Raw genomic sequence first — 24048 nt, 5'->3', positions numbered from 1 at the left:
CTCGCCGAGCAGTGCCCGTTCGCCGGGGGTGAGGTCGCCGGGGTCGGCCGAGACCAGCGCCCGCAACGTGAGCGCGGCGTTCGCGGAGGAGGACGGGAAGCAGCCGGGGGACCCGGTGCGCGGGGTGCGGGCGGTGCTGAGCGCGATGGACGCACCTGTCGTGCCGCACCGCCTAGTGCTCGGCGGCGCCGCGTACGACGCCGCCGTGGCCGTGCACGAGAAGGCACTGGTCGAGCTGCGCGTGCACGAGAAGCTCTCACGCGGCGCGGACTACTAGTTCGCGGAACCGCCCGCGGCCAGCCGCATCAGGTCGGAGTCGAGGTCGATCGTCAGCTCCGTGCCGCCCGCGCTGCCGTACTCGTGTTGGTAGCTGCCCCACGACTCGTCGCGCACGGTCTTCTCGAAGCCCGACGTCATGAGCGCCACCAGTTCGAGGGCCGCGCGGTCGATGCGCTTGTTCAGGCCGTTGTCCTGCCAGTCCTCCGTGGACGCGAACAGCGACGTGGGCACCACCACGGTCCGGAGGTAGGCGAACAGCCCGCGCATCTGGTCGTCGACCACGAGCGCGTGCCTCGCGGTGCCCGCCGTGGCGGCCAGCACGACCGGCTTCGCGATCAGCAGGTCGTTGTCGAGGACCTGGAAGAACGACGTGAACAGCCCGCTCGCGCCCGCCTTGTAGACGGGGGTGCTCGCGACGATCGCGTCGGCGCGCTGCAGGGTCGCGACGGCGTTCTGCAGCTTGGGCCCGACGTGGTTCGACGTCAGGGCGTTCGCGATCTCGGTGGCGAGCTCGCGCAGCTCGATCACCGTCGTGCCGACGGTCTGCGCCCGCTTCCCTGCGAGCGCCGTGACCCGTCCGGCGACGCGGTCGGCGAGCAGGCGGGTGGACGACGGGTCGCTGGTGCCGGCGGACACCACCACCAGCTGGAAGTTCTGGCCCATTACTCCTCGCTCTGGCTGAGCTTGCCGGTGATGACGGCGAGCTGGTCGAGTTCCTCCGGCGTCAGCACGCTCAGGGCGCGCGTGACGCTGCGGGCGTGCGGACTGCCGATCTTCTTCTGCGTGTCCCGGCCCGCGGGGGTGAGCGACAGGCGCACACCCCTGCGGTCGCCGGGGTCGGGGCACCGGTCGAGGTAGCCCCGGTCGGCGAGGCGGTCGACCATGCGGGAGAGAGCGGGCTGGCTCAGCAGCACGTGGCGGTTCAGCTCACTCATCCTGAGTGGACTGTCGCACTTGGACAGCTGGTACAGCACGTCGTACTCCCGCATGGTGAGGTCGCCCCAGATGTCCTCCGCGTTGAACTGCTTCATCAACACGGAGTACGCCCTCATGAGCGACTCCCACGCCTCGTTCGCCCTGGTCACTCCGAGTCCTGGTAGGGGGAGCCACCCGTGACGTTGTCACCCCGGTTGGCGTTCGGCTTCGGCTGGCGGGCCGGTCCGTCGCCGTACTTCGCCCGCAGGCGGCCGGCGTGCGTCGGCGGCTTCGCCGTCTCGGGGTCCTGGCGGGCCTCGATCTCCTTGCGCAGCACCGGGACCACCTCCTCGCCGAGCAGGTCGAGCTGGTTCAGCACGGTCTTGAGCGGCAGGCCGGCGTGGTCCATCAGGAACATCTGGCGCTGGTAGTCGCCGAAGTGCTCGCGGAAGGTCAGCGTCTTGTCGATGACCTCCTGCGGGCTGCCGACCGACAGCGGCGTCATCTCCATGAAGTCCTCCATCTTCGGGCCGTGGCCGTAGACGGGGGCCTCGTTGAAGTACGGGCGGAACTCCTTGACCGCGTCCTGCGACCGCTTCGCGATGTACGCCTGACCACCGAGGCCGACGACGGCCTGCTTCTCCGTGCCGTGGCCGTAGTGCGCGAACCGCTGGCGGTAGAACTGGATCAGCCGGATGTAGTGCTCCTTCGGCCAGAAGATGTTGTTGGCGAAGAAGCCGTCACCGTAGAACGCGGCCTGCTCGGCGATCTCCGGCGTGCGGATCGAGCCGTGCCACACGAACGGCGGCAGGTCGTCGAGCGGTCGCGGCGTGGAGGTGAAGCCCTGCAACGGGGTGCGGAACTTGCCCTCCCAGTCCACGACGTCCTCGCGCCACAACCGGTGCAGCAGGTTGTAGTTCTCGAGCGCCAGCGGCAGGCTCTGCCGGATGTCCTGGCCGAACCACGGGTAGACCGGCGCGGTGTTGCCGCGGCCCAGCATCAGGTCCATCCGGCCCTTCGCCAGGTGCTGCAGCATCGCGTACTCCTCCGCGATGCGCACCGGGTCGTTCGTGGTGATCAGCGTCGTCGCGGTGCTGACGATCAGCTTCTTCGTCTTCGCCGCGATGTGGCTGAGCAGCGTGGTCGGCGCCGACGAGAAGAACGGCGGGTTGTGGTGCTCGCCGATCGCGAACACGTCGAGCCCGACCTCCTCGGCCTTCTCGGCGATCTGCACGATCGCGTCGATCCGCTCGGCCTCGCTGGGGGTCTCGCCGCTCACCGGGTCCCTGGTGATGTCGCTCACCGAGAAGATTCCGAACTGCACGGCACCCGCCTCCTTCTGTCTTCGTCCTACTTGGTGACTAATGCGTCTGCATCTACTCTAACGCGTGGGTCGCCAGTTCATTCCCACTACCCTGATCTCATGTCGCTGGGCGTGGGGGACGCCTGCTTCGGCTACGGCGGAGTCCCCGTTTTCGCAGGTCTGTCGTTCGAGGTGGGGCCGGGTGAGGCCGTCGCCGTCGTCGGGGCGAACGGCTCGGGCAAGTCCACCCTGCTGCGCTGCCTGGTCGGCGCGGAGGTGCTGGACGCGGGCACGGTGCTCTTCGACGGCGCTCCGGCGGACGAGTCGTCGGCCGCCTTCCGCGCCGGCGTCGCCTCCCTGCTCGACGACGCCGACCACTTCCCGGACCTGTCGGTCGTGGAGCACCTGCGCCTGCTGGCCTGGCTGCACGGGTCCGAGGCGGACGTGGCCCCGGTGCTGGCTGAGGTGGGCCTGGCGGACGTGGCCGACCAGCTGCCGCCGACGTTGTCCTCGGGCCAGCGGCACCGGCTCGGCCTGGCGTCGTGCTTCGTGCGGCCGCGGTCCGTGCTGGTCCTGGACGAACCCGAGCAACGTCTGGACGCCGCCGGCCGCGCGTGGCTGCGCGCCCGCCTGCTGGCGGAGAAAGCCGCCGGGGTGGCGGTCGTGTTCGCGTCGCACGACGCGGCGCTGGTGGAGGCGGTGGCGTGCCGGACCGTCGCGCTGTGAGCGTCCCGGAGATCCGGCGCCGGCTGCGGACACCGCTGCCGTGGCGGTTCGCGGTCGCCCGGTGGTACTCGCGGTCCGTGGTGTTCGGGATCTGCGCGGCCGTCGCGTACGGCTGGGTGCTCGCCGGTCTGTCGAAGGCGCCACAGCCGGGGTCGGGGTGGACCGCGTTCTGGCTGTCGGTCGCGGGCGCCGCGGTGGTGGTGAAGGTGGCGCTGGCGTTCGGGCCGGTGTTCGCGGGGGCGGACCGCCTGTTCTGGGTGCTGAGCGCGCCGGTGTCGCGGGGCGCGGTGCTGCGGCCGCGGGTGGCCGGGCTGCTGGGCGCCGGTGCCGTGGTGGGGGTGGTGTGGCCCGCCGTGGTGTTCGGGGTGGTGGGGGCGGTGGTGCCGCCGTTCGTCGCGGTGGTGGTCGGTGCCGGGGTCGGGGTGGCGGTGGTGGCTCTCGCCGTGGTGGCGCAACGGGTGCGGGTGCGCGGGCAGGGGTGGTTGAGCGGGGTGGTGGGGCTCGCGGTGGTGGCGCTGCTGCTGCCGCCGCGGCGCGGTGGGGCGCTGGAGCCGGGTGGAGCGCTGGAGTCGGGGGCGGGAGGTGTGCTGGAGTCGGGTGGGGTGCTGGAGTCCGGTGGGGTGCTGGAGCCGGGTGGAGCGCTGGAGCCGGGGGCGGGAGGTGTGCTGGGCAGGGGAGTGGTGCGCGGCAGCGAGGCGCCTGCCGGCTGGTGGGAGGGCGCGCTCGGTGGAGTGGCCGGGCGGCCGGTCGGTGAGGCGTGGTGGCCTGCCGGTTCGTCGGGCGTGGTCACCGGGCAGCCGGTGTGGGTGCCCGGCCTGGTGGTCTGGCTCGTGGCGATCTGCCTGGCCGCGGTGGCCGCCTTCTCGGTGGCGCGTCTCCAGCGGTCCGACCTCGCTGCCGGCGCGGCCCTGGCCGGGGTGGCGCGGGTGTCGGTGAGCTGGATCGACCTCGCCCTCCTCGGCGCGATCCTCGCCGAACGGAGGGCACGCCTCCTCGGCCGCGTCAGGTCGTCCCGGCTGGCCGCCACTGGCCTTCGCGGCACCGCCTCAAGACATTCCGGCTCTGCTTTCCGCCGTCCCGGCACCGGAGCCCAGGTGCTCGCCCTCGCCTGGACCGACGCCCTGCGCCTGCGCCGCACCCCCAACGCAGCCCTCGTCTGGGTCGCGCTCCTGCCCGCCCCGGCCCTGGTCGCCCTCGGCGGCGAGACCGGTGCGGTCGCGGCCGTCCACCTCGTGGCCGCCTTCCTCGCCACCGACCGCCTCGCCGCCGGGCTCCGGTTCGTCTGCCGGTCGCCCGCCATGCGGCGCGCCCTCGGCCTGCCGGACCGGCGGCTGCGGCTGGCGCACCTCGTGTTCCCCGCGGCGGGAGCGGTCGTGTGGTGTGCGGCCACGGCGGTGTTCACCCCGCACGTCTCCGCACTCAACGCCGCGATCTCGGCGGTCGGGGCGGTCGCGGTGGTGTACCGGATCGCGACGCGGCCGCCGATCGACTACGGGGCCGCGATCGTCGACTTCGGGCTGTTCGGGCCGACGCCGCTCGGTCTGCTGGCGCAGCTCGGGCGCGGGCCCGTGCTGCTCGCGGTGCTAGGGCTCGTGCAGACGGCCGTGTAGGGGTCAGAGCAGGGCGGCCACGCGCGCGGCGGTCGCCGTGGTCGACTGCGGGTTCTGGCCCGTCACCAGCGTGCCGTCCACGACGACCGTGCTCGACCACGGCTCGCCCGTGGACAGGCGCGCGCCCAGCGCGGTCAGGCGGCCGGCGACCGAGTACGGGACGGCCAGGCCGCCCTGGCGCTCCTCCTCGTCGGTGAACACCGCCATCTCCTTGCCGGCGAAGACGAACGTGCCGTCCTCGCGGACCGCGGCGAGCAGGCCGGCCGGTCCGTGGCACAGGGCCGCGACGACCTTGCCGCCGTCGTGGAACTCCGCCAGCAGCCGGCCCAGCGTCGCGTCGGACGCCAGGTCCGCCATCGGGCCGTGGCCGCCCGGCAGGTAGATCGCGTCGAACCCGGCGGCGTCCACTTCGGACAGCACGGCCGGTGCGCGCAGGTCGGCGAGGGAGGCGACGGCGTCGTCGAACGTGCCGTCGAGGCTCGCCTTGTCCACGGTCGGCACGACGCCGCCCGGCGTCGCCAGCACGACCTCGATCCCGGCCTCCCGCAGCACGCGGACGGACTCGACGACCTCCTCGGCCCAGAACCCGGTGGGGTGGCTCGTGCCGTCCGCGAGGGTCAGCGAGTCGGCGGCGGACACGACCATCAGTAGCTTCTTCATGGCACCAAGGACATCACAGATCCCCAGAACGTGACGGCGGAGCTATAAGCTGCCTTATGGCTGACGGCTTGACGGACCTCGACCTGCTGGTGACGTTCCTGGAGATCTACCGGGCCGGCTCGCTGACCGGCGCGGCGGCCAGGCGGGGGCTGACGCAACCGGCCGTCAGCGGTCAGCTCGCCAGGCTGGAGAAGGAGGCCGGCGCCCCGCTGTTCGTCCGGGGCGGACGCGGCGTCACGCCCACACCCCGCGCCGACGACCTCGCGCGGCGCGTCGGGCCGCACGTCGACCAGCTCAGGGCGGCGCTCGACCGGGAGGGCACCCTCGACGGCACCGTCCGGATCGGGGGAGCGGCCGAGTTCATGACCGTCCGGGGGCTGCCCGCCCTGGCCCCGCTGACCCGTCGCGGACTGCGGTTCGAGGTCGTGTTCGGCTTGGCCGACCACCTGCTCGACGAGCTCAGGGCGGCGCGGCTCGACGTCGTCGTGTCCTCGGTCAGGCCACGGGCCGGGTTCAGCGCCACGCCGTTGACCGACGAGGAGTTCGTGCTGGTCGGACCGCCCATCCTGGCGAGGACCGTGGACCGGGACGTGCTCGCGGCGGACCCGGCGCGCGCCCTCGAACACCTGCCGCTCGTCGCCTACGACGGCGCCCTGCCGATCCTGCGCCGCTACTGGCGCGGCGAGTTCGGCCGGCGCCCGCGCAACACCGTCGCCGTCACCGTGCCCGACCTGCGGGCCGTGCTGGCCGCCGTCATCGCCGGGGCCGGGGTGTCCGCCCTGCCGCGCTACCTCGCCGAACCCGCGCTCGCCGCCGGCTCCGTCGAGCAGCTGCACCACCCGGAGATCCCGCCGCTCAACACCCTCTACCTCGTCACGCGGGGCACGACCACGACGGCGACCGACGCCGTCGTGGAGCACCTCGGGTCACACGACTGGGGAGTGCTCTGACTCAGACGCTGCGCAGCACCGACACGACGATGCCGAGGATCACGGCCTTGTCGCCGTCGATCACGGGGTAGGCGGCGTTGCGCGGCTCCAGGTACACGTGGCCGCCCTTGCGCTGGTACACCTTCACCGTCGCCTCCTCCTCGATCATGGCGGCGACGATCTGCCCGTTGTACGCCTCGTGCGTCTGCCGGACGACCACCGTGTCGCCGTCGCAGATCGCGGCGTCGATCATCGAGTCGCCGCGCACGCGCAGTGCGAACACGTTGCTGCCGCGCCCGACCAGCCCGCGCGGCAGGTGCAGCACCTCGTCCACGTGCTCGATCGCGGAGATCGGCGCACCGGCCGCGATGTCACCGACGACGGGCACGGAGATCGAGTCCTCCGCCGCCTGACCCGGCACCACCGGCGCGCCGCTGAGGAACACCCGCACGTCCATCGGCCGCGTCACCGAGCCGCCGCGCTTGAGGAAACCCTTGTCCTCCAACGCCGCCAGGTGCTTCGACACGCTGGACGACGACCGGAGGCCGACCGCCTCGCCGATCTCGCGGGTGCTGGGGGAGTAGCCGTGCTCGACGACCCAGTCGCGGATGGCGACGAGGATCATCTGCTGGCGCTCCGGCAGCACCGTCGTGTCGAGCTCGAGATCGTCGTAGGCGGTCATCCGGCGATAGTAGTAATCGGGTTGCCAGACACGATCGGGTGGTCGTTCGATCATGACATGACCTCTGCCTGGGTAGGAGAGCTCGTCCGGCTGCGCGGCGTCGAACCCGAGGACTGGACGGCCTTCCAGCGGTTCGACGCGAACACCGGCGACATGCGGCGCATGGACCGGATCCACCCGCCGCGATCCGATGCGGCACAACAGGAGTGGGCTCGCGAGGCCGCCGTGCGCAAACCCGTGGACGACACGCTGTTCCTCGTCGTCGAGTCGCTGGCCGACGGCGCGTTCGCCGGGTTCGTCACCACCAGCGGGACCGACCGCCGCGCGGGCCGGTTCGAGTACGGCGTCGCGATCGGCACCGACCACAAAGGACGGGGTTACGCGACGGAAGCCGTGCGGCTGCTGCTGAACTTCATGTTCGGTGAACGGCGGTTCCACAAGTGCGAGGCGAGCGTGTGGGCGTTCAACGACGCCTCGATCGCGTTGCACCGCAAGCTCGGCTTCACCGAGGAGGGCCGGCTGCGCGACCACGAGTTCTTCGCCGGCCGCCACCACGACGTGGTGCTGTTCGGGATGACCGCGCCGGAGTTCGCCGCCCGCCACCCGTACCCGCGCGAGATCTGACGGCCTCCCGCACGATGTGGCGGTGAGCACACGTCGGGAACGCTCCTGGGGCCTGCGACCAGGGAGGTCTGTGCGAACCCAGGCGGCGCCGGTGGCGCTGACACCAGAAGTGGCGCGCGGCGTGCTGGACGAGGCCGCGCTGCTGGAACTGTACGAGTCGACGGCCGAGCGGTTGCACCGCTACGTGGCCAGGCGCGTCGGGGCCGACACCGCGCAGGACGTGGTCTCCGAGGCGTTCCTGGTGCTGTGGGACCAGCGCGCCGGGCAGGCCTACGAGGCCGACGCCGTGCGGGCGTGGCTCTACGGCGTGGCCACGAACCTGCTGCGCGGCCACGTCCGCGCCGAGGAGCGCAAGCTGCGGGCGTGGAGCAAGGAGCACGCGGCCCGCACCGACGAGGCCGACATCGGCGACCGGGTGAGCGCCGCGGCGGACGCGGGCCAGCTCGCCGGTCCGCTCACGGCCTGGCTCGCCGAGCTGAGGATCGAGGAGCGCGAGGTGCTGCTGCTCCACGCGTGGGCGGACTTCACGCCCGCCGAGATCGCCGTCGCGCTCGACGTGCCGGTGGCCACCGTGCGCACCCGGCTGCACCGCGGCCGCGCCCGGTTGCGCACCCGCCTCGCGGCGACCGCCCACGACTTCACGGAGGACAGCCATGTCTGAGCCGACCAAGCCCGAGACCCTCGACCGAGTGCTCGACACCGCGCTGGCCCGGGCCGGCGACGAGCCCGTCCGCTTCGACGTCGCCGCCGGCAAGGCCGCGCTGGCGGCCGCCCTGGAGGACCGCGCCGCGGCACCGGCCGTCGCCGAACGCCGGCCTCGTCGTCGAGGCCGTTGGCTCGCCGCCGCGGCCGCCGTGGTCGTGCTGACCGGCGGCGGTCTCGCGGCGTCGACCGTCGACCTGACCGGCGTCGGTGGCAGCTCCGCCACGGCCGCCGAGGAGCTGACCAAGGCCGCGGACCTCGCCGACCGCGTGGTCGACCGGCCGCTCGCCCCCGGTCAGTTCCGCTACGTGCGCAGTCGCTACGAGGGCATCTCCGTCGAGTCCGACGCCACGGCGGTGTACAGCGACATCGTCCAGGAGCGGTGGGTCCCCGCCGACCGCCGCGACGAGTGGCTCTTCCGCAACCGCAACGTCTCGACGAAGTGGCTCGAGGGTCACGAGGGCCAGGGACAGCCGCGCTCCGGGTCGGCGTTCAAGGACGGCGCGGAGTTCCGCGCCAAGTGCGGCAACTACTCCTACATGGCCGAGGGTTCGCCGGACCGCTGCACGGTCGGGGCGTTCCACAACCCGACGCCGGAGTTCGTCGCGGCGCTGCCGAAGGACCCGGCGGCGATGCTGGAGAGGCTGAGGGAGGCCGGTCAGACCGGCGACGCCGGCGCGCTGGTGGAGGCGGGCGAGGCGCTGAACTCGGGGGAGTACCCGGCCGAGGTGCGCGCGACGATCTTCCGCGCCCTGGCGCTGCTGCCCGGTCTGGTCGTGACCGACAAGAGGGCCAACCTCGACGGCAAGGAGGGCGTCGCGCTCGGCATGAAGTACTTCGACGACTTCACCGAGATCATCGTCGACCCGGCCAACGGCGACTACATCGGCCGCAGGGCGACCGTGGCCGAGGACCTGCCCGCGGACAAGGGCGGTCTGGAGAAGGGCACGGTCCGCAGCTCGTCCGCGGTGACCACGAAGATCGTGGACGCGCAGGGCGCCGAGTAGTTCCTCCCGCGTTCGGGGCGCGGGAGCGACATGCAACCCTGGGGTTGCGCATCCGTCGGGGAATGTGCAACTCTGGGGTTGCACTTATTCGCCGAACGGGGAGTTGTCGTGAGCGTGGACCGGATCGAACGCGAGACCCTGATCGAGGCGCCGCCGGCGCGCGTCTGGCAGCTGGTGACCGAGCCCGGGTTCTGGGTGGCGTCCCAGCCGTCCGGGACCGCGGTCGAGGGGGAGACCACCGTCTGCCACCACGAGCAGTACGGGGACTTCCCGGTGCGGGTCGAGACCGTGACCCCGCAGACCTACGTCGCCTACCGCTGGGCCAGCGCGTTCGGGGGACAGGACCTGACCGACGGCAACACGACGCTGGTCGAGTTCACCCTCGTGCCCGAGGGGTCCGGGACGCGGCTGAAGGTCGTGGAGAGCGGGTTCTCGCGGCTGGAGGGCTCGGAGGAGCTGCGGGCGAAGGCCCACCAGGACAACACCGGTGGCTGGGGCGAGGTGCTCGACGCGTTCGTGAAGAGGGCCGAGAGCTAAGTTGAGCGCGTGCCCAGCTCAGCCGACCGCGGTCGCCGCACCCGTGACCAACTGCTCGACGCCGCCGCCGCGCTCGTGGGCGAGGTCGGCTGGGGTGCGGTGACCACGCGGCTGGTCGCCGAACGGGCGGGCGTCAACGCCGCGCTCGTGCACTACCACTTCTCGTCGGTGGCGGACCTGCTCTCGACGGCCGCGTTGAGGTTCGCCTCGCGGATGCTCACCGAGTCGGCGGACGCGCTGCGGGAGGTGCCGCCGGCCGAGGGGGTCGAGCGGATCTTCGCGGACCTGACCCGCTTCACCGGCACGGACCCGGAGTCGTTGCTGCTGGCGGAGGCGTTCCTCGCGGCGCACCGGCTGCCGGACCTGCGGGCCGGGCTGTCGGCGCTGGTCGCGGACTTCCGAGCGCGCGTGGCCGACTGGCTGCGGGCGGCCGGGGTGCCGGACGCGGACGCGGTGGCGCTGCTGCTGGGCGCGGCGATCGACGGGCTGGTGCTGCACCGCGCGCTGGACTCGTCAGTCGACTTCCGCGTGGTCGCGGGTCCGCTGCGGCGTCTCGTCGCGGGCTGACCAGCGAGGTTCGCCCCCGGCCTCGGTGAACGCGGTCAGGGCCTCGACCAGGCCGTGCCGCAGGTGCTCGGGCATCCGAGCGACGATCCGGCTGATCTCGGCTCGGCGGCGGGACATCACCTCGCCCACGACCCGGCTGCCCTCGGCGCTCGCGACCACCACGACCTCGCGCCGCGTGGCGGGGTTCGGCGCGCGGTCGACCATGCCGGACGTGATCAGGCGGTCGATCATGCGCTTGGCCGTGGAGGGGTTGACCTCCAGCAGGTCGGCGAGCGCGGTGAGGCTCATCGGGCCGCGGCTGTCGAGCAGCACGACCATGCGCAGCTGCGGCAGCGTGAGCGTCTCCTCGACGGCCGCGAGCGACCGCGCCGACACGGCTACCAGCAGGCGGGACGCGGTGAGCACCGCGTCGGTCAGGTCGTCGACATCGCTCACTCCCGTAGTTGTACAGGGCACGCGCTCCGGTAACGAAACGATAAACATTGCACTGTGCAACGGTCGGTGGTTCGCCGCCCGTCCGTACCTCTCGGCATGCGGATACTCCTCGTCGCTTTGCTGGTGTCGTTGCTCGGTGCGCAGCCCGCGTCCGCTCAGCCGGACCTGGGGCCCGACCACGTGCAGACCCGGTTCGGGCCGATGGGTCCGGCCGGGCGGGACCTGCTGCAGAAGGTCGCCCTCGCGGGGTTGTGGGAGGGGCCCGCCGGCCGCATGGGGCTCGAGAAGTCGGCCAGCCCGCTCGTCCAGGAGGCCGGTCGGCACCTCATCGACGGCCACGCCGACCTGGACCGGCGCACGGTCGAGCTCGCCAGGACGTTGAACGTCGAGCTGCCGACGCGGCCCAGCGAGGCGCAGCAGGGCTGGCTGGACGAGATGGAGGCCGCGCCCGCGCGCAGTGCCGAGTTCGACCGCGTGTTCGCGAACCGGCTCCGCGCCGCGCACGGCGGGGTCTACAAGTTCCTGGCGGCGGTCCGCACGGGCACGCGCAACACCGCGATCCGCGACTACGCCAAGGTCTGCATGGACACCGTGCTCGACCACATGACGGTGCTGGAGGCGACCGGAGTGGTCGACTTCGCCGACACCGAGGCGATCCCGCTGGCGCTCGTCGCCCAGCCCTCGTCGGCCGCGCCGACCCCGTCCGTGTCGCGCGTGGCGCAGCAGAACCCGCAGTACGCGCAGCCGCAGCAGTCCGACAGCCTGCCCGACGGCGCGATCGGGCTGGGCGTGCTGGCGCTGGTCGTGGCCGGTCTGTGGTTCTGGACGAGCGGGCGGAGCAGTCGCCGGATGCACCCGTAGTGCTAGATTGGGCATATGCCTAAGTCGAGTGCCCAACAACGTGCGGTGGTCGTCGGAGCGGGGATCGCCGGGCTCGCGTCCGCCTGGTGGCTGGAACGCGCCGGGTGGGACGTCCTGGTGGTGGAGCGGGCGCCCGCGTTCCGCGCGGGCGGCTACATGATCGATTTCTTCGGGCCGGGCCACGAGGTGGCGCGGCGGATGGGCCTGCTGCCGGCGCTGGAGCGGCGACGGGCGCCGATCTCGTCGGTGACGAGCGTGGACTCCCGCGGTCGCAAGCGCGCGGAGATCTCCACGGCCGCCTACGAGGCGGTGGCGGACGGGGTGATCAGCCTGTTGCGCGGCGACCTCGCGGAGGTGGTCCGGGACGACCTGCGCGCGCCGATTCGTTACGGCACAACGGTCTCCGCGGGGTCGGAGGACGGCCGCGTCGCGTTCTCCGACGGGAGCACCGGCGAGTTCGACCTGGTCGTCGGCGCGGACGGCGTGCACTCGCGGGTGCGGGAACTCGTGTTCGGTCCCTCGTCGTCGTTCGTGCGGTACCTGGGGCACCACACGGCGGCGTTCTCGTTCCGGGACCCGGAGCTCAGCGCCCGGATCGGCTACCGCTACCAGATGCTGACCGCGCCGCACCGGATGGTCGGCTGCTACGCCGTGCGGGACGGGTCGATGGCGGCGCTGATGCTGCACCGGTCGGAGTCGCCGAGGCTGCCGGACTCACCGGCCGAGGCGCTGCGGGAGCGGTTCGGGGACCTCGGCTGGGTGGTGCCGGAGCTGCTGTCCGTCGTGCCGGAGGACGTCTACCACGACGAGGTGTCCCAAGTGGACGTGCCGGTGTGGCACCGCGGCAAGGTCGTCCTCGTCGGGGACGCCTGCGGTGCCGTGTCGCTGTTCGCGGGCCACGGCGCGTCGCTCGCGATGACCGGAGCCCACGTGCTCGTGGAGGAGCTCTCGGCCGGGTTCGACGGGGCGTTCGACCGCTACCAGGCCCGGCTGAAGCCCGCGGTGGAGCGCACCCAGGAGTTCGGGCGGCGGTTCGTCGGCTGGATGGCGCCGGCGTCGGCGTGGCGGATCTCGGTGCGCGACATGGCTTTCCGCCTCTCCGGGCTGCCAATCGTGCGGAACCTGATCCGCGGCTCGGTCACGCCGGACGTCGACGGCGTGCTCACGCCCGCCTGAGCGCCGCGTCACCGCGCGTCGTAGTCCTCGCGGTTGCGGAGCACCTCCGCGATGTGGTCCTCGGCCCACCGGCACAGCGCGAGCAACGGCTCGTGCAGCGTGAGCCCGAGCTCGGTGAGCTCGTACTCGACGCGCGGTGGCACCTCCGCGTGCACGTGCCGCGTGACGAGCCCGTCCCGTTCGAGGTCGCGGAGGGTCTCGGTGAGCACCTTGCCGCTGATCCCGTCGAGCCGCGTCTTGAGGTCGCCGAACCGCGCTCGGCCGTCGCCCAGCACCGACACCGCCATGGCCGTCCACTTGTTCGCGATGCGCGCCAGGCTCGTGCGCGACGGGCAGGTGGCCGCGAGCACGCTCCAGTCCGGCATGGTCTGTGACATGGCGCACATCCCTCCATTAGTTACGTTGAGGTAATTGGTTACTTTTGGTGAGCATAGGGCAACACCAACGAAAAGGAGAACGTCGTGACCAGCCCGCTTGCCGTCGTGACCACCTACTTCGAGGCGCTGGAGTCCGGTGACTTCGCGACCGTCGCCGCCCAGTTCGCCGACGACGTCGTGTGGCACCAGCCCGGCGAGAACCAGTTCTCCGGCGTGCACCGCGGCAGTGACGCCGTCGGGGCGATGATCGGCGGGATGATGGCGGTGTCCGAGGGCACCTTCTCGTTGCGGCGCAACGCTCCGCTGATGGTGAACGGGGAGGTCGTGGCGGCGTCGGTGGCGTGGACCGCGCGGCGGTCCGGGGCCGAGATGGACGGCGTCGGGGTGGACCTGATGCGGGTGGCGGACGGCAAGGTGGCCGAGGTGTGGCTGTTCACCGCCGACCCCGCCGAGGAGGACGCGTTCTGGGGCCGGGGGTGAATTCGGCGCGTCCCGCCACCCGAACGGGCTAGATCACGACAGACTGTGCGCGTGGAACGGGATCGCAGGTGGGCGGACAAGGGTGAGGCCATCGGCCACGGCGTGAGCTGGCTCGCGCGGTGGAGTCTGCGGGCGGCGCTGGCCGCGCTCGGCTTCTGGATGGTGTTCTGGCTGATCGGCAAGCTCTGGGTGGTCGTCATGCCCGTGCTGCTCGGTCTGCTGATCACGACGGTGCTGTGGCCGCCGGCGCGCTGGATGATGTCGAAGGGCCTCAACTCGGCGCTGGCGGCGACGATCGTGCTGGTCGTCGGGCTCGGGGTGCTGGGTGGCGTGATCGCGGCCATCTCCACCTCGATCGCGTCCGGTGTGCCGGAGATCGCGCAGAGCGCGCAGAAGGCCGTCCAGCAGCTGCAGGACTGGGCCAGCGGGCCGCCGTTCAACCTGCGCGGCAGCGACCTCGACCGGCTCATCTCGCAGGGCGTCGAGCAGCTCAAGTCCAGCATCGGGTCGATCGCGGGCGGGCTGCTGACGGGCGCGGGCGCGGTGACGTCCGGGCTCGTGACGGGGCTGGTGGCGCTGCTGCTGGCGTTCTTCTTCGTGAAGGACGGCACGCGGTTCACGCCGTGGGTGCGCGGCCTGATCGGCGAGCGCGCCGGTGGTCACGTGACGACGGTGCTGGAGCGCATCTGGGTGACGCTCGGCAGCTTCATCCGCAGCCAGGCGGTCGTCTCGCTGATCGACGCCGTCTTCATCGGGCTCGGCCTGGTGATCCTCGGCGTGCCGCTCGCGATCCCGCTGGCCGCGCTCACGTTCCTCGGCGGCTTCATCCCGATCATCGGCGCGTTCATCGCCGGCGCGCTCGCGGTGCTGGTCGCGCTCGTCAGCAACGGCCTGACCACGGCCATCATCATGCTGGTCATCGTGATCGTGGTGCAGCAGGTCGAGGGCAACGTGCTGCAGCCCATCCTGCAGTCGCGCAGCCTGCGCCTGCACGCCGCGGTGGTGTTGCTCGTCGTGACGGCGGGTACCTCCCTGTACGGGATCGCGGGTGCGTTCTTCTCCGTGCCGGTCGCGGCCGCCGTGGCCGTCGTGATGCGCTACCTGGGCGAGGTCATCGAGGCGAGGTCCGTAATGGTCACGTCACATCCTGACGGGGATGATCCGGGGGAGACCGAACGTTCTCCTGAGTGAACACCGAGAAGAGGAGTGACACTGTGACGGAGAAGGCTGTTCTCGCGGGCGGTTGTTTCTGGGGCATGCAGGACCTGTTCCGCCGCCACCCCGGCGTCGTCTCCACGCGCGTCGGCTACACCGGCGACCCGAGCACGCCGAACGCCACGTACCGCCGCCACGGCAACCACGCCGAGGCCATCGAGATCACGTTCGACCCGGAGCAGCTCAGCTACCGGCAGATCCTGGAGTTCTTCTTCCAGATCCACGACCCGTCGACCCGCAACCGCCAGGGCAACGACATCGGCGCGAGCTACCGGTCGGCCATCTTCTACACCGACGACGCCCAGAAGCAGGTCGCCGAGGAGACGATCGCCGCGGTCGACGCCTCGGGCAAGTGGCCGGGCAAGGTCGTCACCGAGGTCACCCAGGAGTCGGACTTCTGGCTGGCCGAGCCGGAGCACCAGGACTACCTGGAGCGCTACCCGAACGGCTACACGTGCCACTACGTGAGGCCCGAGTGGCAGCTCGGCGAGAGGTAGAGGTCGTCGCGCTGCACGTCTCACCCGTGCACGCCTTCGAGGGCCGTCCGTCGGACGGCCCTCGTCCCGATCCGGGGTCTGTTTCGCGGTCGTGCGCCGAGGTCCGCGCGGGCCTCGGCCTCGTCGGGGACCGCTACTTCAACCACCCGGCGCACCGCAACGCCTCGGTCACGTTCATCGCCGCCGAGTCGCTCGACCCGTGGCCGGTGGACCCGCTGGTCGCGCGCCGCAACGTCGTCGTGCGCGGGTTCGAGGTGGACTCCCTGCCGCGCGGGACCGTGTTCAGCCTCGACAGCGGGGACGGGCCGGTGCGGTTCGAGGTCCACCGGCCGGCTAACCCCTGCGCCTGGATGGACCAGGTGATCGCTCCCGGTGCCTTCAAGGCGTTGCGCGGGCGGGGCGGGGTCCGGTGCGTGCCGCTGGACGACGGGGTGCTGCGGACCGGGATCGCGGAACTCGGCCTCGCGCACCCGTGACGCGCCTCAGGCGGTGATGTGCCGCAGGACCGCGGCCATGGTCAGCTCCTGTGGTTCGAGGGTGTCGACCGACAGCGCTTCGTCGTGCCAGGAGGGGAAGCGCTCCAGCCGCTGCCGCACGTCGGACCAGTCGGTGGCGTCGTGCCAGCCGGGGATGCCGCGGCGGCGGTCTTCGAGGCGGCGGCGGTGGACCTCCTGGTCGGAGCACCGGCACACGACCACGCGGAACTCCGCGCCGGTCCGGTGCGCCAGACTGCGCCACCGGTCCCTGGTCGCCAGGCTCTCGGCCGGGTGGTCGAGGACGACGGACTGCCCGGCGAGCAGTTGCCGCAGGGCGAGCGTGGTCAGCAGTTCCTCGGCGATGGCCAGCGGGTCCTCGAAGTAGCGCCCGCCGAACGGGGTCAGTGCGCCGAGCAGCCAGTCGGTGGCGAAGACCGGAGCCCCCAGCTCGGCGCCCGTCGCGTCGGCCAGGGTGCTCTTCCCGCTGCCGGGCAGCCCGGAGAACACCACCAGCCGGGCGTTGGTGGCGGGAGGCAGGTCGGAGCCGGTGAAGTCGGCCGGCAACCTCGGGGTCAGGTCGCTCGGCACCAGTCCGGCGACCCACGTGGAGACGATCCGGTGCGGCGGTGCGGTCTCGACGACGCAGGAGACGACGTCGACGGTGCCGTCGTGCCGGCGGATCCTCGCCTGCGCGGTGGTCTCGCCGGCGTCGAGGCCGACCACGGCCACCGGTGCGTAGTTCGCCGAACGGGCGCGGGTGACCTCGACGTACCTCTCGGGCGTCACGGCCGCGGTGAACTCGTCCGCGAACACGTCGGCCGCGTCGGCGCCCCAGCCGGGTGTCCCGTCCAGGCCGTCGAGCAGCCACTCCAGCCGTGTCAGGGCAGGACCGGTCTCGATGTGGCGCATCGTTCCCCCGAGCGACGTGGTGGCGGTGAGCCGATCAAGCCTAGCGAGGACGGGGTGCCGCAGACCGGTGACTCCACCTTGGCCATAGTGGGCGCATGAAGTGGTTGCGCCGCAGGCCGACGATCATCACGGCGGTGAGCCTCGTCCTGGTGCTCGCGACCGCCGCAGCGCTGTGGAACGTCGCGAGCGCCCGCACGTTCCAGTTCTTCGGCGAGCTGGTCGACCGCGTCGAGACCGGCGAGAAGGTCGTCGCCCTCACCTTCGACGACGGCCCGGACCCGGCCGGCACCCAGCAGGTCCTGGACGTCCTGGCGGCCGAACAGGTCCCCGCCACGTTCTTCCTCATGGGCCGCGACCTGGAACAGCACCCCGACCTCGGCCGCCGGATCGCCCTGGCGGGCCACGAGATCGGCAACCACACCTACCACCACCGGCGCATGGTCGGCGTGCTGCCGAGCACGGTGGCGAAGGAGATCGAGGACACCGACGCCCGGATCCGCGACACCGGCTACCGCGGCCCGATCCACTTCCGGCCGCCTCACGGCAAGAAGCTCTTCGCCCTGCCGCACTACCTCGCGCGGCACGACCGCACCACGATCATGTGGGACGTCGAACCGGACTCCGCGGGATCGCCGCAGGCGGAGGAGATCACCGAGCAGACCCTCGCGCGGACCAGGCCGGGCTCGATCATCCTGCTGCACCCGATGTACGGCGGCCGCGACCAGACGCGGCAGGCGCTCGGGCCGATCATCACCGGTCTGAAGGAGCGCGGCTACCGGTTCGTCACGGTGTCCGCGCTCCTGCGCGGCCGTTAGATCAGGTCGGCCAGCTCCACCCGGCGCAGGAACTCCCCGCGCACCCGGTCCGCCACCGCGTTGACCACCTCGGCACCGTCCGACGACGGGTCGACGTGCACGCGGAACGGCGGCTTGGCGGCGGCCACCACGTCCACGATCGCGTCCGCCACCGCGCCCGCGTCGGCCCACGACGGCTCCAGTTCCGCGAGGCGGACGCCGACCTGGTCCACCAGACCGGGGTAGAGCTCCTCGTACTCCGCGGCACGCGAGGTGTCCGCGGGCGTGCCGCTGTGCGCGAAGTGGTTGGTGCCGCGGGTGAACGCACCCGGCACGACGATCGTGGTCTCAACGCCGAACCGCAGCAGCTCGGCGCGGTAGGAGACGGCGACGGCGTCCATGGCCGCCTTGGCCGCGAAGTACGGCGCGAGGTACGGGGGAGTGCCGCCGCGCGTGGAGCTGGACCCCACCCACACGACGTGGCCGGACCGCTGCCCGCGCAGGTGCGGCAGGGCGGCGCGGTTCACGCGCTGGGTGCCCAGGACGTTGACGTCGTACAGGGCCGCGTACTGCTCGGGCGTGAACGCCTCGGCCGGGCCGGTGACCATGTGGCCCGCGTTGTGCACCACCACGTCCAGGCGGCCCTGCTCCGCGACGATCGTGCCGACGGCGGCGTCCGCGGACTCCTGCGACTGCACGTCGAGCTCGACCGCGCGCACGTCGGCGGAGTGCTCCGCGCCGAACGCCTCCAGCTCGGCGACCGCGGAAGCGTTGCGCCCCAGCGTTTCCCGCATGCCCGCGTAGACCGTGTGGCCCGCGAGGGCGAGCCTCCGCACCGCCAGCGCGCCGAACCCGCTGGACGCTCCCGTGACGACGACGACCTTGCCCATCAGATGATGCCTCCGTTCGCACGAATGGTCTGGCCGTTGACCCACCGGGCGGGACCGGCCAGGAAGGAGATGACCTCGGCGATGTCCGTGCCCTGGCCGAGGCGCTCGAGGGGCGGCTGCTTCGCGAGGGAGTCGATGGTCGCCTGGTCCTTGCCGTCGAGGAACAGTTCGGTGGCCGTGGGGCCGGGGGCGACGGTGTTGACGGTGATGTCGCGGCCGCGCAGCTCGCGGGCGAGGATCAGGGTCAGCGCCTCGACGCCGCCCTTCGACATCGCGTAGGCGCCGTACTGCGGGAAGCGCAGCCCGACCACCGACGACGAGACGTTGACGATCGCGCCGCCGTCGCGCACCCGGCGCGCCGCCTGCTGGGACACGACGAACGTGCCGCGGGCGTTGGTGCGCATGATCTTGTCGAACGTGTCGAGGTCCATGTCGGCGACCGTGCCCAGCGGCATGATGCCCGCCGAGTTCACCACGACGTCGACGCCGCCGAAGGTGTCCTCGGCGAGCTGGAACGCGGCCTCGACGGCCTCGGGGTCGCCGACGTCGGCCTGCGCGGCGACGGCCTGGCCGCCGTTCGCCCTGATCTGCTCGACGGCCTCGTCGGCCGCGGTCTTGTTGCCGGCGTACACGATGACGACGGCCGTTCCGTCGGCGGCGAGGCGTTCGGCGGCTGCCCGCCCGATGCCCCTCGAACCGCCGGTGACGATCGCAACGCGAGTCATGTCAGATGCTCCTAGCTGGTGTTTCCGTCGTTACCTCAAGCAACGTATCACTGATATCGAATCAGCGCTACCATTCGCGTGTTATCGTCGTTACATGGACACGAGAGAGCGTCTGGTGAAGGCCGCGGCCGACCTGCTGATCGAGGGCGGCAAGGAAGCGGTCTCCACGCGCGCGGTCGCCTCGGCGGCGGGCGTGCAGGCGCCGACGCTGTACCGGTTGTTCGGCGACAAGGAGGGGCTGCTCGACGCGGTCGCGACGTACGGGTTCGCCGGCTACCTCGCGGACAAGCACGCGATGGGCGAGACCGGCGACCCGGTCGCCGACCTGCGGCGGGGGATGGAGCTGCACATCGGCTTCGGCCTGGCGCGGCCCGCGTTCTACCTGCTGATGTACGGCGAGCCGCGCAAGCGCGAGGCGCGGCTGGAGGCGGACGCGATGCTCCGCGCGATCATCAGCCGCATCGGGTCCGCGGGCCGGCTGGCGGTCCCCGTCGAACAGGCGGCGCAGTTCGTGCACGCGGCGGGCATGGGCGTGGTGCTGGCGCTGATCGCGACGCCGGAGGAGGAGCGCGACCTCGGACTGATCGCGTTCACGCAGGAGAAGGTGATTGGGGCGATCACGACGGAGGCGGCGCCGCAGGGGCCGACGGACATCCCGAGCCGGGCGATCGCACTCCGTGTCGCACTGCAAGAGGACCCGCCCCAGGCGCTGTCTCCAGCGGAGCGGGTCCTCTTGGCCGAATGGCTCGACCGGGTGGCGAAGTGACTAGGCGTTCGGGTCGAACGGGATCCCGGCCGGCTTCGCGATGCCCAGGTTGTAGTTGAACGCGCTGTCCTTGATCGCCAGGGACGCGCTGCCGAAGTTCGCGTTCACGAGCTTGTCGCGCACCCCGGCCGGGAAGCGGTCCCAGCTGACCAGGTCGGGGTACTGGTAGACCCCGTAGTGGTTCTCCGCCTGCTCGCCCGCGCCCGCGAGGCGGAAGCAGTGCGTGCTGGCGCCGTCCTTGTGGTAGATGATCTTCGGGTGGGTGCCTTCCCACTGCACGTTCGCGCGCGGGTGCGTCTTGTACCTGCCGTGCTCCGAGGTCGAGACGTACTGGGCCACGTCGTTCTGCACCCAGACGATCACGTGCTCGATGTCGTGGCGGTGGCCGCAGCAGTCGATCAGCGGCACCGCCTGGTCCTTCTCGAAGTACAGGTCGTACAGGTAGGCGCACCAGCCGTTGTTGCACTTGGAACGGCTGTAGGAGTTGGTGTTGTCCAGGTCGGACCTGTCGTGGCAGTTGCCGTTCAGCGCGCCCGAGTTCTTCAGGCCGGGCGCGATGTCACCGGTCGGCGAGATCGCCGGGGTGGGGTAGCAGCCGTCGCCGTCGTAGTCGAACGCCGGCTGCCACTTGCCGTCGGCCTCCTCGTAGTTGGCCGGGATGGCCCGAGGTGGGTCGGCGAGTGCGACGCCGGGGACGAGCGCGGTGATCAGCAGGGCGCCGGCGAGCGCGGACAGGAGCTTCTTCCTCATCCAGAGGCCTCCGGGGGTGCAGGGGAGCGGAGAGGCTTGCGAGGCAGAAGGTGGTACATGAACCACGTTCACGTCTAGGTGCTTCGCCAAATCTTTGCCGTACCGGGAATTTCACAGCCCGGGAACGGAATCGATCACGTCCCGGGGCCGTGCGGCCGTCGGCGCAGGTCGGCCGGTGCGTGGTTCACCGCCGCGACCAGGTTTCGCAACCCCGGCCTCATTTCGGCGCAACCGCGCGTCTTCGTCGCGCGGTCGGGGTCGACCACGAATGTTCACCCGTCGGGTCCGGCCTTTGGACCCGGTGACAGCGGGGGCGTCAAAGGATGCGCCAGGCTCGGCGGCGGGTCACTCGCGGGCGGACCCCACCTTCCAGTACCCGCTGAACATGATCGCCTTGCGGTCCACCCCGCGGTCCTTGACGAGGTGCCGCCGCACCCCGGTCGCGAGCGCGGACTCCCCGCACGCCCACGCGTAGTCCACAGTGGACAACGTCTTGCCCTGGATCGCCTCCAGCACGGCGGATCCGGGCTCGCCGTCGCCGCGGTAGACCCAGTCGGCGTCGAGGTCGACGCGGTAGGACTCGTCCGGCACCTCGGCGAAGACCTGCACCGGCCGCGTCTCGACGGCGAGGATCGCCGCGAGCGCGGGCAGCGCCGTCTCATCCGCCACCAGCAGCACGCCCCCGTCGCTGGGCGGGCGGTAGGCCGAGCCGCCGGCCCGGAACCCCGCCTTGTCCCCGGCGATCGCCCGCCGCGCCCACCGGGTGCCGGGACCCGCGTCGCCGTGCACCACGAAGTCGACGTCGATCTCGGCCACGTCGGCCCGGTGCGCGCGGACCGTGTACCAGCGCAGGTCGGGCCGCACGTCCTCCGGCATCGCGCGCAACGACGACCGCACGTTGATCCGGTCGTCCGGCGGCATGACGAGCTCGCGTCCCGTCGCCATCAGCAGCCCGAAGTACTCGTCCGGCCCGGTCACCGCGAACGACGCGAACTCCGGCGCGTGGAAGGTGATCCGGCGCATGTGCTCGCCGAGCTCGGTCACCGCCGTGACGGTCATGACGAACTGCTCGAAGACCTCGCGGCGGTTCGCGGGGGCCATCACCATCTCGGCGGCCTTGGTGGCGGCCTTGAGGGTGAACCGGTCGAAGGCGGAGTAACGCGACATGCCCGCAACCTACACCTTTGGTTAGGCTTGCCTAAACCCTCGGGCGAAATCGAGACCGAGGGCGCACACTGCGGAGATGTTCCCCAGGACCGCGCAACAACAGTGGTGGTTCGAAGAGCCGGCCAGCAGGAACCGCAGCCAGGCCATCGGCCTGCGCCTCGCGGTCGCCTACCACCAGCGCGACGCCGAGCGCGTGCAGACGCTGCTCCCCGCCGACCGCGACGAGACCTGGCTGGTCATGGGCGCACTCGAGAACGGCCTGCTGGCCCTCAACCAGCTCTACCCGCCCGGCCCGCCCGACGAGGTGTGGGAGCGGGTCACCCCGATCATCGACGCGGCCGCGCCCCGGGGCGTCGCCCCGCGCACCCGCGCGCTTCTCGCCGCCATGTCGCACGCCATGTACAACGCCACCCTCGGCGAGGTGTACGAGCGCAAGGAAGAAGACCCGTACACGGGTGCGCACCTGTACGCGGCCATCACGGCGATGCGCGCGGCCGAGCGGGAGGACGGGGTGCGGCTGATGCAGGAGCGGGCCGACGAGCTCGACCCGCCCGCCCCGGCCGCGTCCGACGACCTCGTCCGGTGAGGGGCGCGGGCGAGCGGTCCGCGGATTCCTCGACCGCCGCCGCTGCCCGGCTTCCGCGGCCGACCGGCGCAACCGCTAGACCCAGCCCCGTTTCGCGGCGGCCGCGCCCGCGGCGAACCTGCTGTTCACGCCCAGCACCTCGTAGATCGACTTCACGTGCCGCCGCACGGTCGTTGTGCTCATCGCGAGCTTCCGCGCGATCGCGGCGTCGTCGCCGGTGACCATCAGCCGCAGCACCCGGTGCTGGGCCGCGGTCAGGCCTGGTTCCTCGCCGCCCGCCGGGGCGATGGTCGCGGAGTCGGCCCACAGCAGGTCGAACCACTCGGCGAGCATGGTCACGATCGCGGGCGTCTGCACGAGGAAGCCCGTCGACCGCGCGCCCGAGATGAGCGCGACCTCGTCGTCCACGTGCAGCATCTTCATCGGGACGTCGCGGCGCAGCCGGACCTGCCGGCCGCACGCGGCGGAGTCCTCGACGATGCGGGCGCCCGCGGACGTGGCGACACAGGTCACCGGGTAGATCACGCGGAACCGCGCGGCAGGCTGGCGGCCCTTCACCCCGTTGATGATCGCGGGACCCTCGCCGGTCTCGGTGCCGCGCACGTGCTGCCGCGCGGACGGGTAGAGCTCCGCCGTCCTCGCCGCCATCTCGTCGTAGCTCGCGAGCGGGACCACGCCGTCCCCGTCCCGTCCACCACCCCCGAGGTCGCGTGGCAGCAACGTGGTGAGCCGCGTCCAGCCGTCCAGGATCCGGCGCTGCTGGTCCGCGAGGTCGAGCTGGCGGCGCTCGAGCAGCAGCCGCAGGGCGGCGGACTGGTCGACGGGCCGCAGGACGGCGCCGGAGGCCGACCGCAGCGCGAGCCCGAGGTCGAGGAGCTCGGCCGCCGCCTCGTCGCGCGTGTCGGCGGGCGTGCCGCCGGTCGCCAGCATGCGCAGGAACAAGGCCTCGGCCTCCGGGCTGACCAGACCGGCGAGCGGCCGGCTCCGATCCTGCACGTCCATCTCGTGCGGTCCCTTCGGCGCTGTCGTGGCGACCCTGCGTGATCGAGGCGCTGGTCGGGTGGTGGCGGTGGATGCCGGACGTCGCGTCAATCCTGTCCCTACTTCGTGGCTCGGCGGGAATTCGTTACCAAGCTTCTCGGAAAATAGGGTCGGAAACTGGCGGTAGTCCACTTGTTGTCCCGAAGTTGTCGTGTTTTTCGGACACGTGAGTGGACGAGTCCGCGCATCCGGGATCGAGGCGGCCGGGTGGCGGGCGGCGCAGCCGGGGTTGGGCTCGATGCGCGGTTGCGGAGCGGGGAACTCGTCCGCACGCGCGCGATATCACCGATTTCGCGGCCGGTACATGACTGCTTGTTGTCTCTGGTGGCAAGTGGTCAAAGCGTCCCCGCGGGCAGTCGATC

The 24048-nt window shown here is 71.8% G+C and carries 31 protein-coding genes; 18 read left to right on the top strand and 13 right to left on the bottom strand.

Annotation, left to right across the window (positions count from 1 at the left end):
- Nucleotides 1-67 precede the first annotated feature (67 nt).
- On the top strand, nucleotides 68-277 hold the full coding sequence (locus tag ABZX02_RS17570) for a hypothetical protein (RefSeq protein WP_355299304.1): 210 nt from the start codon (nucleotides 68-70) through the stop codon (nucleotides 275-277).
- On the opposite strand, the gene ABZX02_RS17565 is transcribed toward ABZX02_RS17570, so the two are convergent.
- From ABZX02_RS17565 to ABZX02_RS17555, 3 genes are read right to left on the bottom strand one after another with little or no spacing between them, the layout of a single operon-like run.
- Nucleotides 274-942, bottom strand: coding sequence for a CE1759 family FMN reductase (locus ABZX02_RS17565; protein ID WP_355299303.1), 669 nt, complete (start codon nucleotides 940-942; stop codon nucleotides 274-276). The genes ABZX02_RS17570 and ABZX02_RS17565 overlap by 4 nt on opposite strands.
- The gene (locus ABZX02_RS17560) at nucleotides 942-1364 is read right to left on the bottom strand and encodes a MarR family transcriptional regulator (protein WP_355299301.1); all 423 of its coding nucleotides are present in this window, start codon (nucleotides 1362-1364) and stop codon (nucleotides 942-944) included. Before ABZX02_RS17560 ends, ABZX02_RS17565 begins: the two co-directional genes overlap by 1 nt.
- Entirely contained in the window at nucleotides 1361-2518 is a 1158-nt protein-coding gene (locus tag ABZX02_RS17555; RefSeq protein ID WP_355299299.1) for an LLM class flavin-dependent oxidoreductase, read from the bottom strand. Before ABZX02_RS17555 ends, ABZX02_RS17560 begins: the two co-directional genes overlap by 4 nt.
- A 99-nt stretch (nucleotides 2519-2617) precedes the next feature.
- Between ABZX02_RS17555 and ABZX02_RS17550 the strand changes: the two genes are divergently transcribed.
- Nucleotides 2618-3223, top strand: a complete 606-nt coding sequence (locus tag ABZX02_RS17550) for an ABC transporter ATP-binding protein (protein ID WP_355299297.1) — start codon at nucleotides 2618-2620, stop codon at nucleotides 3221-3223.
- Nucleotides 3220-4833, top strand: a complete 1614-nt coding sequence (locus ABZX02_RS17545) for a DUF6297 family protein (RefSeq protein WP_355299295.1) — start codon at nucleotides 3220-3222, stop codon at nucleotides 4831-4833. The genes ABZX02_RS17550 and ABZX02_RS17545 overlap by 4 nt, the downstream gene beginning before the upstream one ends.
- A gap of 3 nt (nucleotides 4834-4836) precedes the next feature.
- Here the strand turns inward: ABZX02_RS17545 and ABZX02_RS17540 are convergent, their stop codons facing one another.
- Nucleotides 4837-5493, bottom strand: a complete 657-nt coding sequence (locus ABZX02_RS17540) for a type 1 glutamine amidotransferase domain-containing protein (protein ID WP_355299293.1) — start codon at nucleotides 5491-5493, stop codon at nucleotides 4837-4839.
- 56 nt (nucleotides 5494-5549) lie between these two features.
- On the opposite strand from ABZX02_RS17540, the gene ABZX02_RS17535 reads away from it, so the two are divergent.
- Nucleotides 5550-6443, top strand: coding sequence for a LysR family transcriptional regulator (locus ABZX02_RS17535; RefSeq protein ID WP_355299291.1), 894 nt, complete (start codon nucleotides 5550-5552; stop codon nucleotides 6441-6443).
- 1 nt (nucleotide 6444) lies between these two features.
- Here the strand turns inward: ABZX02_RS17535 and lexA are convergent, their stop codons facing one another.
- Nucleotides 6445-7104, bottom strand: coding sequence for a transcriptional repressor LexA (lexA, locus tag ABZX02_RS17530; protein ID WP_355299289.1), 660 nt, complete (start codon nucleotides 7102-7104; stop codon nucleotides 6445-6447).
- A gap of 57 nt (nucleotides 7105-7161) precedes the next feature.
- Here lexA and ABZX02_RS17525 point away from each other — a divergent pair, with 57 nt between their 5' ends.
- The 5 genes from ABZX02_RS17525 to ABZX02_RS17505 all read left to right on the top strand — a co-directional run bounded on the left by ABZX02_RS17525 (nucleotide 7162) and on the right by ABZX02_RS17505 (nucleotide 10541).
- The gene (locus ABZX02_RS17525; protein ID WP_355299288.1) at nucleotides 7162-7728 is read left to right on the top strand and encodes a GNAT family protein; all 567 of its coding nucleotides are present in this window, start codon (nucleotides 7162-7164) and stop codon (nucleotides 7726-7728) included.
- 70 nt (nucleotides 7729-7798) lie between these two features.
- Nucleotides 7799-8389, top strand: a complete 591-nt coding sequence (locus ABZX02_RS17520) for an RNA polymerase sigma factor (RefSeq protein WP_355299286.1) — start codon at nucleotides 7799-7801, stop codon at nucleotides 8387-8389.
- The gene (locus ABZX02_RS17515) at nucleotides 8382-9437 is read left to right on the top strand and encodes a CU044_5270 family protein (RefSeq protein WP_355299284.1); all 1056 of its coding nucleotides are present in this window, start codon (nucleotides 8382-8384) and stop codon (nucleotides 9435-9437) included. Before ABZX02_RS17520 ends, ABZX02_RS17515 begins: the two co-directional genes overlap by 8 nt.
- A 108-nt stretch (nucleotides 9438-9545) precedes the next feature.
- Nucleotides 9546-9974, top strand: coding sequence for an SRPBCC domain-containing protein (locus ABZX02_RS17510; protein WP_355299282.1), 429 nt, complete (start codon nucleotides 9546-9548; stop codon nucleotides 9972-9974).
- Between the two features lie 9 nt (nucleotides 9975-9983).
- Nucleotides 9984-10541: a TetR/AcrR family transcriptional regulator gene (locus ABZX02_RS17505; protein WP_355299280.1), complete on the top strand. Its 558-nt coding sequence runs from the start codon at nucleotides 9984-9986 to the stop codon at nucleotides 10539-10541.
- On the opposite strand, the gene ABZX02_RS17500 is transcribed toward ABZX02_RS17505, so the two are convergent.
- Nucleotides 10488-10976: a MarR family transcriptional regulator gene (locus ABZX02_RS17500; protein WP_355299278.1), complete on the bottom strand. Its 489-nt coding sequence runs from the start codon at nucleotides 10974-10976 to the stop codon at nucleotides 10488-10490. The genes ABZX02_RS17505 and ABZX02_RS17500 overlap by 54 nt on opposite strands.
- A 96-nt stretch (nucleotides 10977-11072) precedes the next feature.
- On the opposite strand from ABZX02_RS17500, the gene ABZX02_RS17495 reads away from it, so the two are divergent.
- Entirely contained in the window at nucleotides 11073-11837 is a 765-nt protein-coding gene (locus tag ABZX02_RS17495; RefSeq protein ID WP_355299277.1) for a DUF4142 domain-containing protein, read from the top strand.
- A 15-nt stretch (nucleotides 11838-11852) separates the two neighbouring features.
- Nucleotides 11853-13013 carry an FAD-dependent oxidoreductase gene (locus tag ABZX02_RS17490; protein ID WP_355299275.1) on the top strand — a complete coding sequence of 387 codons (1161 nt, stop codon included), beginning with the start codon at nucleotides 11853-11855 and terminating at the stop codon, nucleotides 13011-13013.
- 8 nt (nucleotides 13014-13021) lie between these two features.
- On the opposite strand, the gene ABZX02_RS17485 is transcribed toward ABZX02_RS17490, so the two are convergent.
- Nucleotides 13022-13390, bottom strand: a complete 369-nt coding sequence (locus tag ABZX02_RS17485; RefSeq protein ID WP_355299274.1) for a helix-turn-helix domain-containing protein — start codon at nucleotides 13388-13390, stop codon at nucleotides 13022-13024.
- Between the two features lie 84 nt (nucleotides 13391-13474).
- Between ABZX02_RS17485 and ABZX02_RS17480 the strand changes: the two genes are divergently transcribed.
- The 4 genes from ABZX02_RS17480 to ABZX02_RS17465 are packed head-to-tail and all read left to right on the top strand — an operon-like array spanning nucleotide 13475 to nucleotide 16058.
- Nucleotides 13475-13870 carry a nuclear transport factor 2 family protein gene (locus tag ABZX02_RS17480; protein WP_355299272.1) on the top strand — a complete coding sequence of 132 codons (396 nt, stop codon included), beginning with the start codon at nucleotides 13475-13477 and terminating at the stop codon, nucleotides 13868-13870.
- Between the two features lie 51 nt (nucleotides 13871-13921).
- Complete coding sequence (locus ABZX02_RS17475; RefSeq protein WP_355299270.1) at nucleotides 13922-15061, top strand: AI-2E family transporter; 1140 nt, start codon at nucleotides 13922-13924, stop codon at nucleotides 15059-15061.
- A 23-nt stretch (nucleotides 15062-15084) separates the two neighbouring features.
- Nucleotides 15085-15582 (top strand): peptide-methionine (S)-S-oxide reductase MsrA, encoded by a 498-nt coding sequence (gene msrA / locus ABZX02_RS17470; protein WP_355299268.1) that lies wholly within the window; start codon nucleotides 15085-15087, stop codon nucleotides 15580-15582.
- Entirely contained in the window at nucleotides 15561-16058 is a 498-nt protein-coding gene (locus tag ABZX02_RS17465; RefSeq protein WP_355299266.1) for an MOSC domain-containing protein, read from the top strand. Before msrA ends, ABZX02_RS17465 begins: the two co-directional genes overlap by 22 nt.
- Before the next feature lie 6 nt (nucleotides 16059-16064).
- On the opposite strand, the gene ABZX02_RS17460 is transcribed toward ABZX02_RS17465, so the two are convergent.
- Complete coding sequence (locus ABZX02_RS17460; protein ID WP_355299264.1) at nucleotides 16065-16967, bottom strand: ATP-binding protein; 903 nt, start codon at nucleotides 16965-16967, stop codon at nucleotides 16065-16067.
- A 95-nt stretch (nucleotides 16968-17062) separates the two neighbouring features.
- Here ABZX02_RS17460 and ABZX02_RS17455 point away from each other — a divergent pair, with 95 nt between their 5' ends.
- Complete coding sequence (locus ABZX02_RS17455; protein ID WP_355299263.1) at nucleotides 17063-17782, top strand: polysaccharide deacetylase family protein; 720 nt, start codon at nucleotides 17063-17065, stop codon at nucleotides 17780-17782.
- On the opposite strand, the gene ABZX02_RS17450 is transcribed toward ABZX02_RS17455, so the two are convergent.
- Nucleotides 17779-18651: an SDR family oxidoreductase gene (locus ABZX02_RS17450; protein WP_355299261.1), complete on the bottom strand. Its 873-nt coding sequence runs from the start codon at nucleotides 18649-18651 to the stop codon at nucleotides 17779-17781. The genes ABZX02_RS17455 and ABZX02_RS17450 overlap by 4 nt on opposite strands.
- Complete coding sequence (locus ABZX02_RS17445) at nucleotides 18651-19376, bottom strand: SDR family oxidoreductase (protein WP_355299259.1); 726 nt, start codon at nucleotides 19374-19376, stop codon at nucleotides 18651-18653. The genes ABZX02_RS17450 and ABZX02_RS17445 overlap by 1 nt, the downstream gene beginning before the upstream one ends.
- A gap of 94 nt (nucleotides 19377-19470) precedes the next feature.
- On the opposite strand from ABZX02_RS17445, the gene ABZX02_RS17440 reads away from it, so the two are divergent.
- Nucleotides 19471-20142, top strand: a complete 672-nt coding sequence (locus ABZX02_RS17440; protein WP_355299257.1) for a helix-turn-helix domain-containing protein — start codon at nucleotides 19471-19473, stop codon at nucleotides 20140-20142.
- Here ABZX02_RS17440 and ABZX02_RS17435 read toward each other — a convergent pair whose 3' ends face one another.
- Both ABZX02_RS17435 and ABZX02_RS17430 read right to left on the bottom strand, forming a co-directional pair.
- Nucleotides 20143-20892 carry an NPP1 family protein gene (locus tag ABZX02_RS17435; protein WP_355299256.1) on the bottom strand — a complete coding sequence of 250 codons (750 nt, stop codon included), beginning with the start codon at nucleotides 20890-20892 and terminating at the stop codon, nucleotides 20143-20145. It lies immediately after the preceding gene.
- 345 nt (nucleotides 20893-21237) lie between these two features.
- Entirely contained in the window at nucleotides 21238-22059 is an 822-nt protein-coding gene (locus ABZX02_RS17430) for a siderophore-interacting protein (protein WP_355299254.1), read from the bottom strand.
- Nucleotides 22060-22135: 76 nt separating this feature from the next.
- Between ABZX02_RS17430 and ABZX02_RS17425 the strand changes: the two genes are divergently transcribed.
- On the top strand, nucleotides 22136-22645 hold the full coding sequence (locus tag ABZX02_RS17425) for a hypothetical protein (protein WP_355299252.1): 510 nt from the start codon (nucleotides 22136-22138) through the stop codon (nucleotides 22643-22645).
- 75 nt (nucleotides 22646-22720) lie between these two features.
- Here ABZX02_RS17425 and ABZX02_RS17420 read toward each other — a convergent pair whose 3' ends face one another.
- Complete coding sequence (locus tag ABZX02_RS17420; RefSeq protein ID WP_355299250.1) at nucleotides 22721-23647, bottom strand: helix-turn-helix transcriptional regulator; 927 nt, start codon at nucleotides 23645-23647, stop codon at nucleotides 22721-22723.
- Nucleotides 23648-24048: the final 401 nt, after the last annotated feature.

It is taken from the genome of Lentzea sp. NPDC003310 (genome assembly GCF_040610935.1).
In the GTDB taxonomy this organism is placed as follows: domain Bacteria; phylum Actinomycetota; class Actinomycetes; order Mycobacteriales; family Pseudonocardiaceae; genus Lentzea.
The sequence above is the reverse complement of the archived record's forward strand: the minus strand, read 5'-3'. Positions and strand labels throughout refer to the sequence as shown.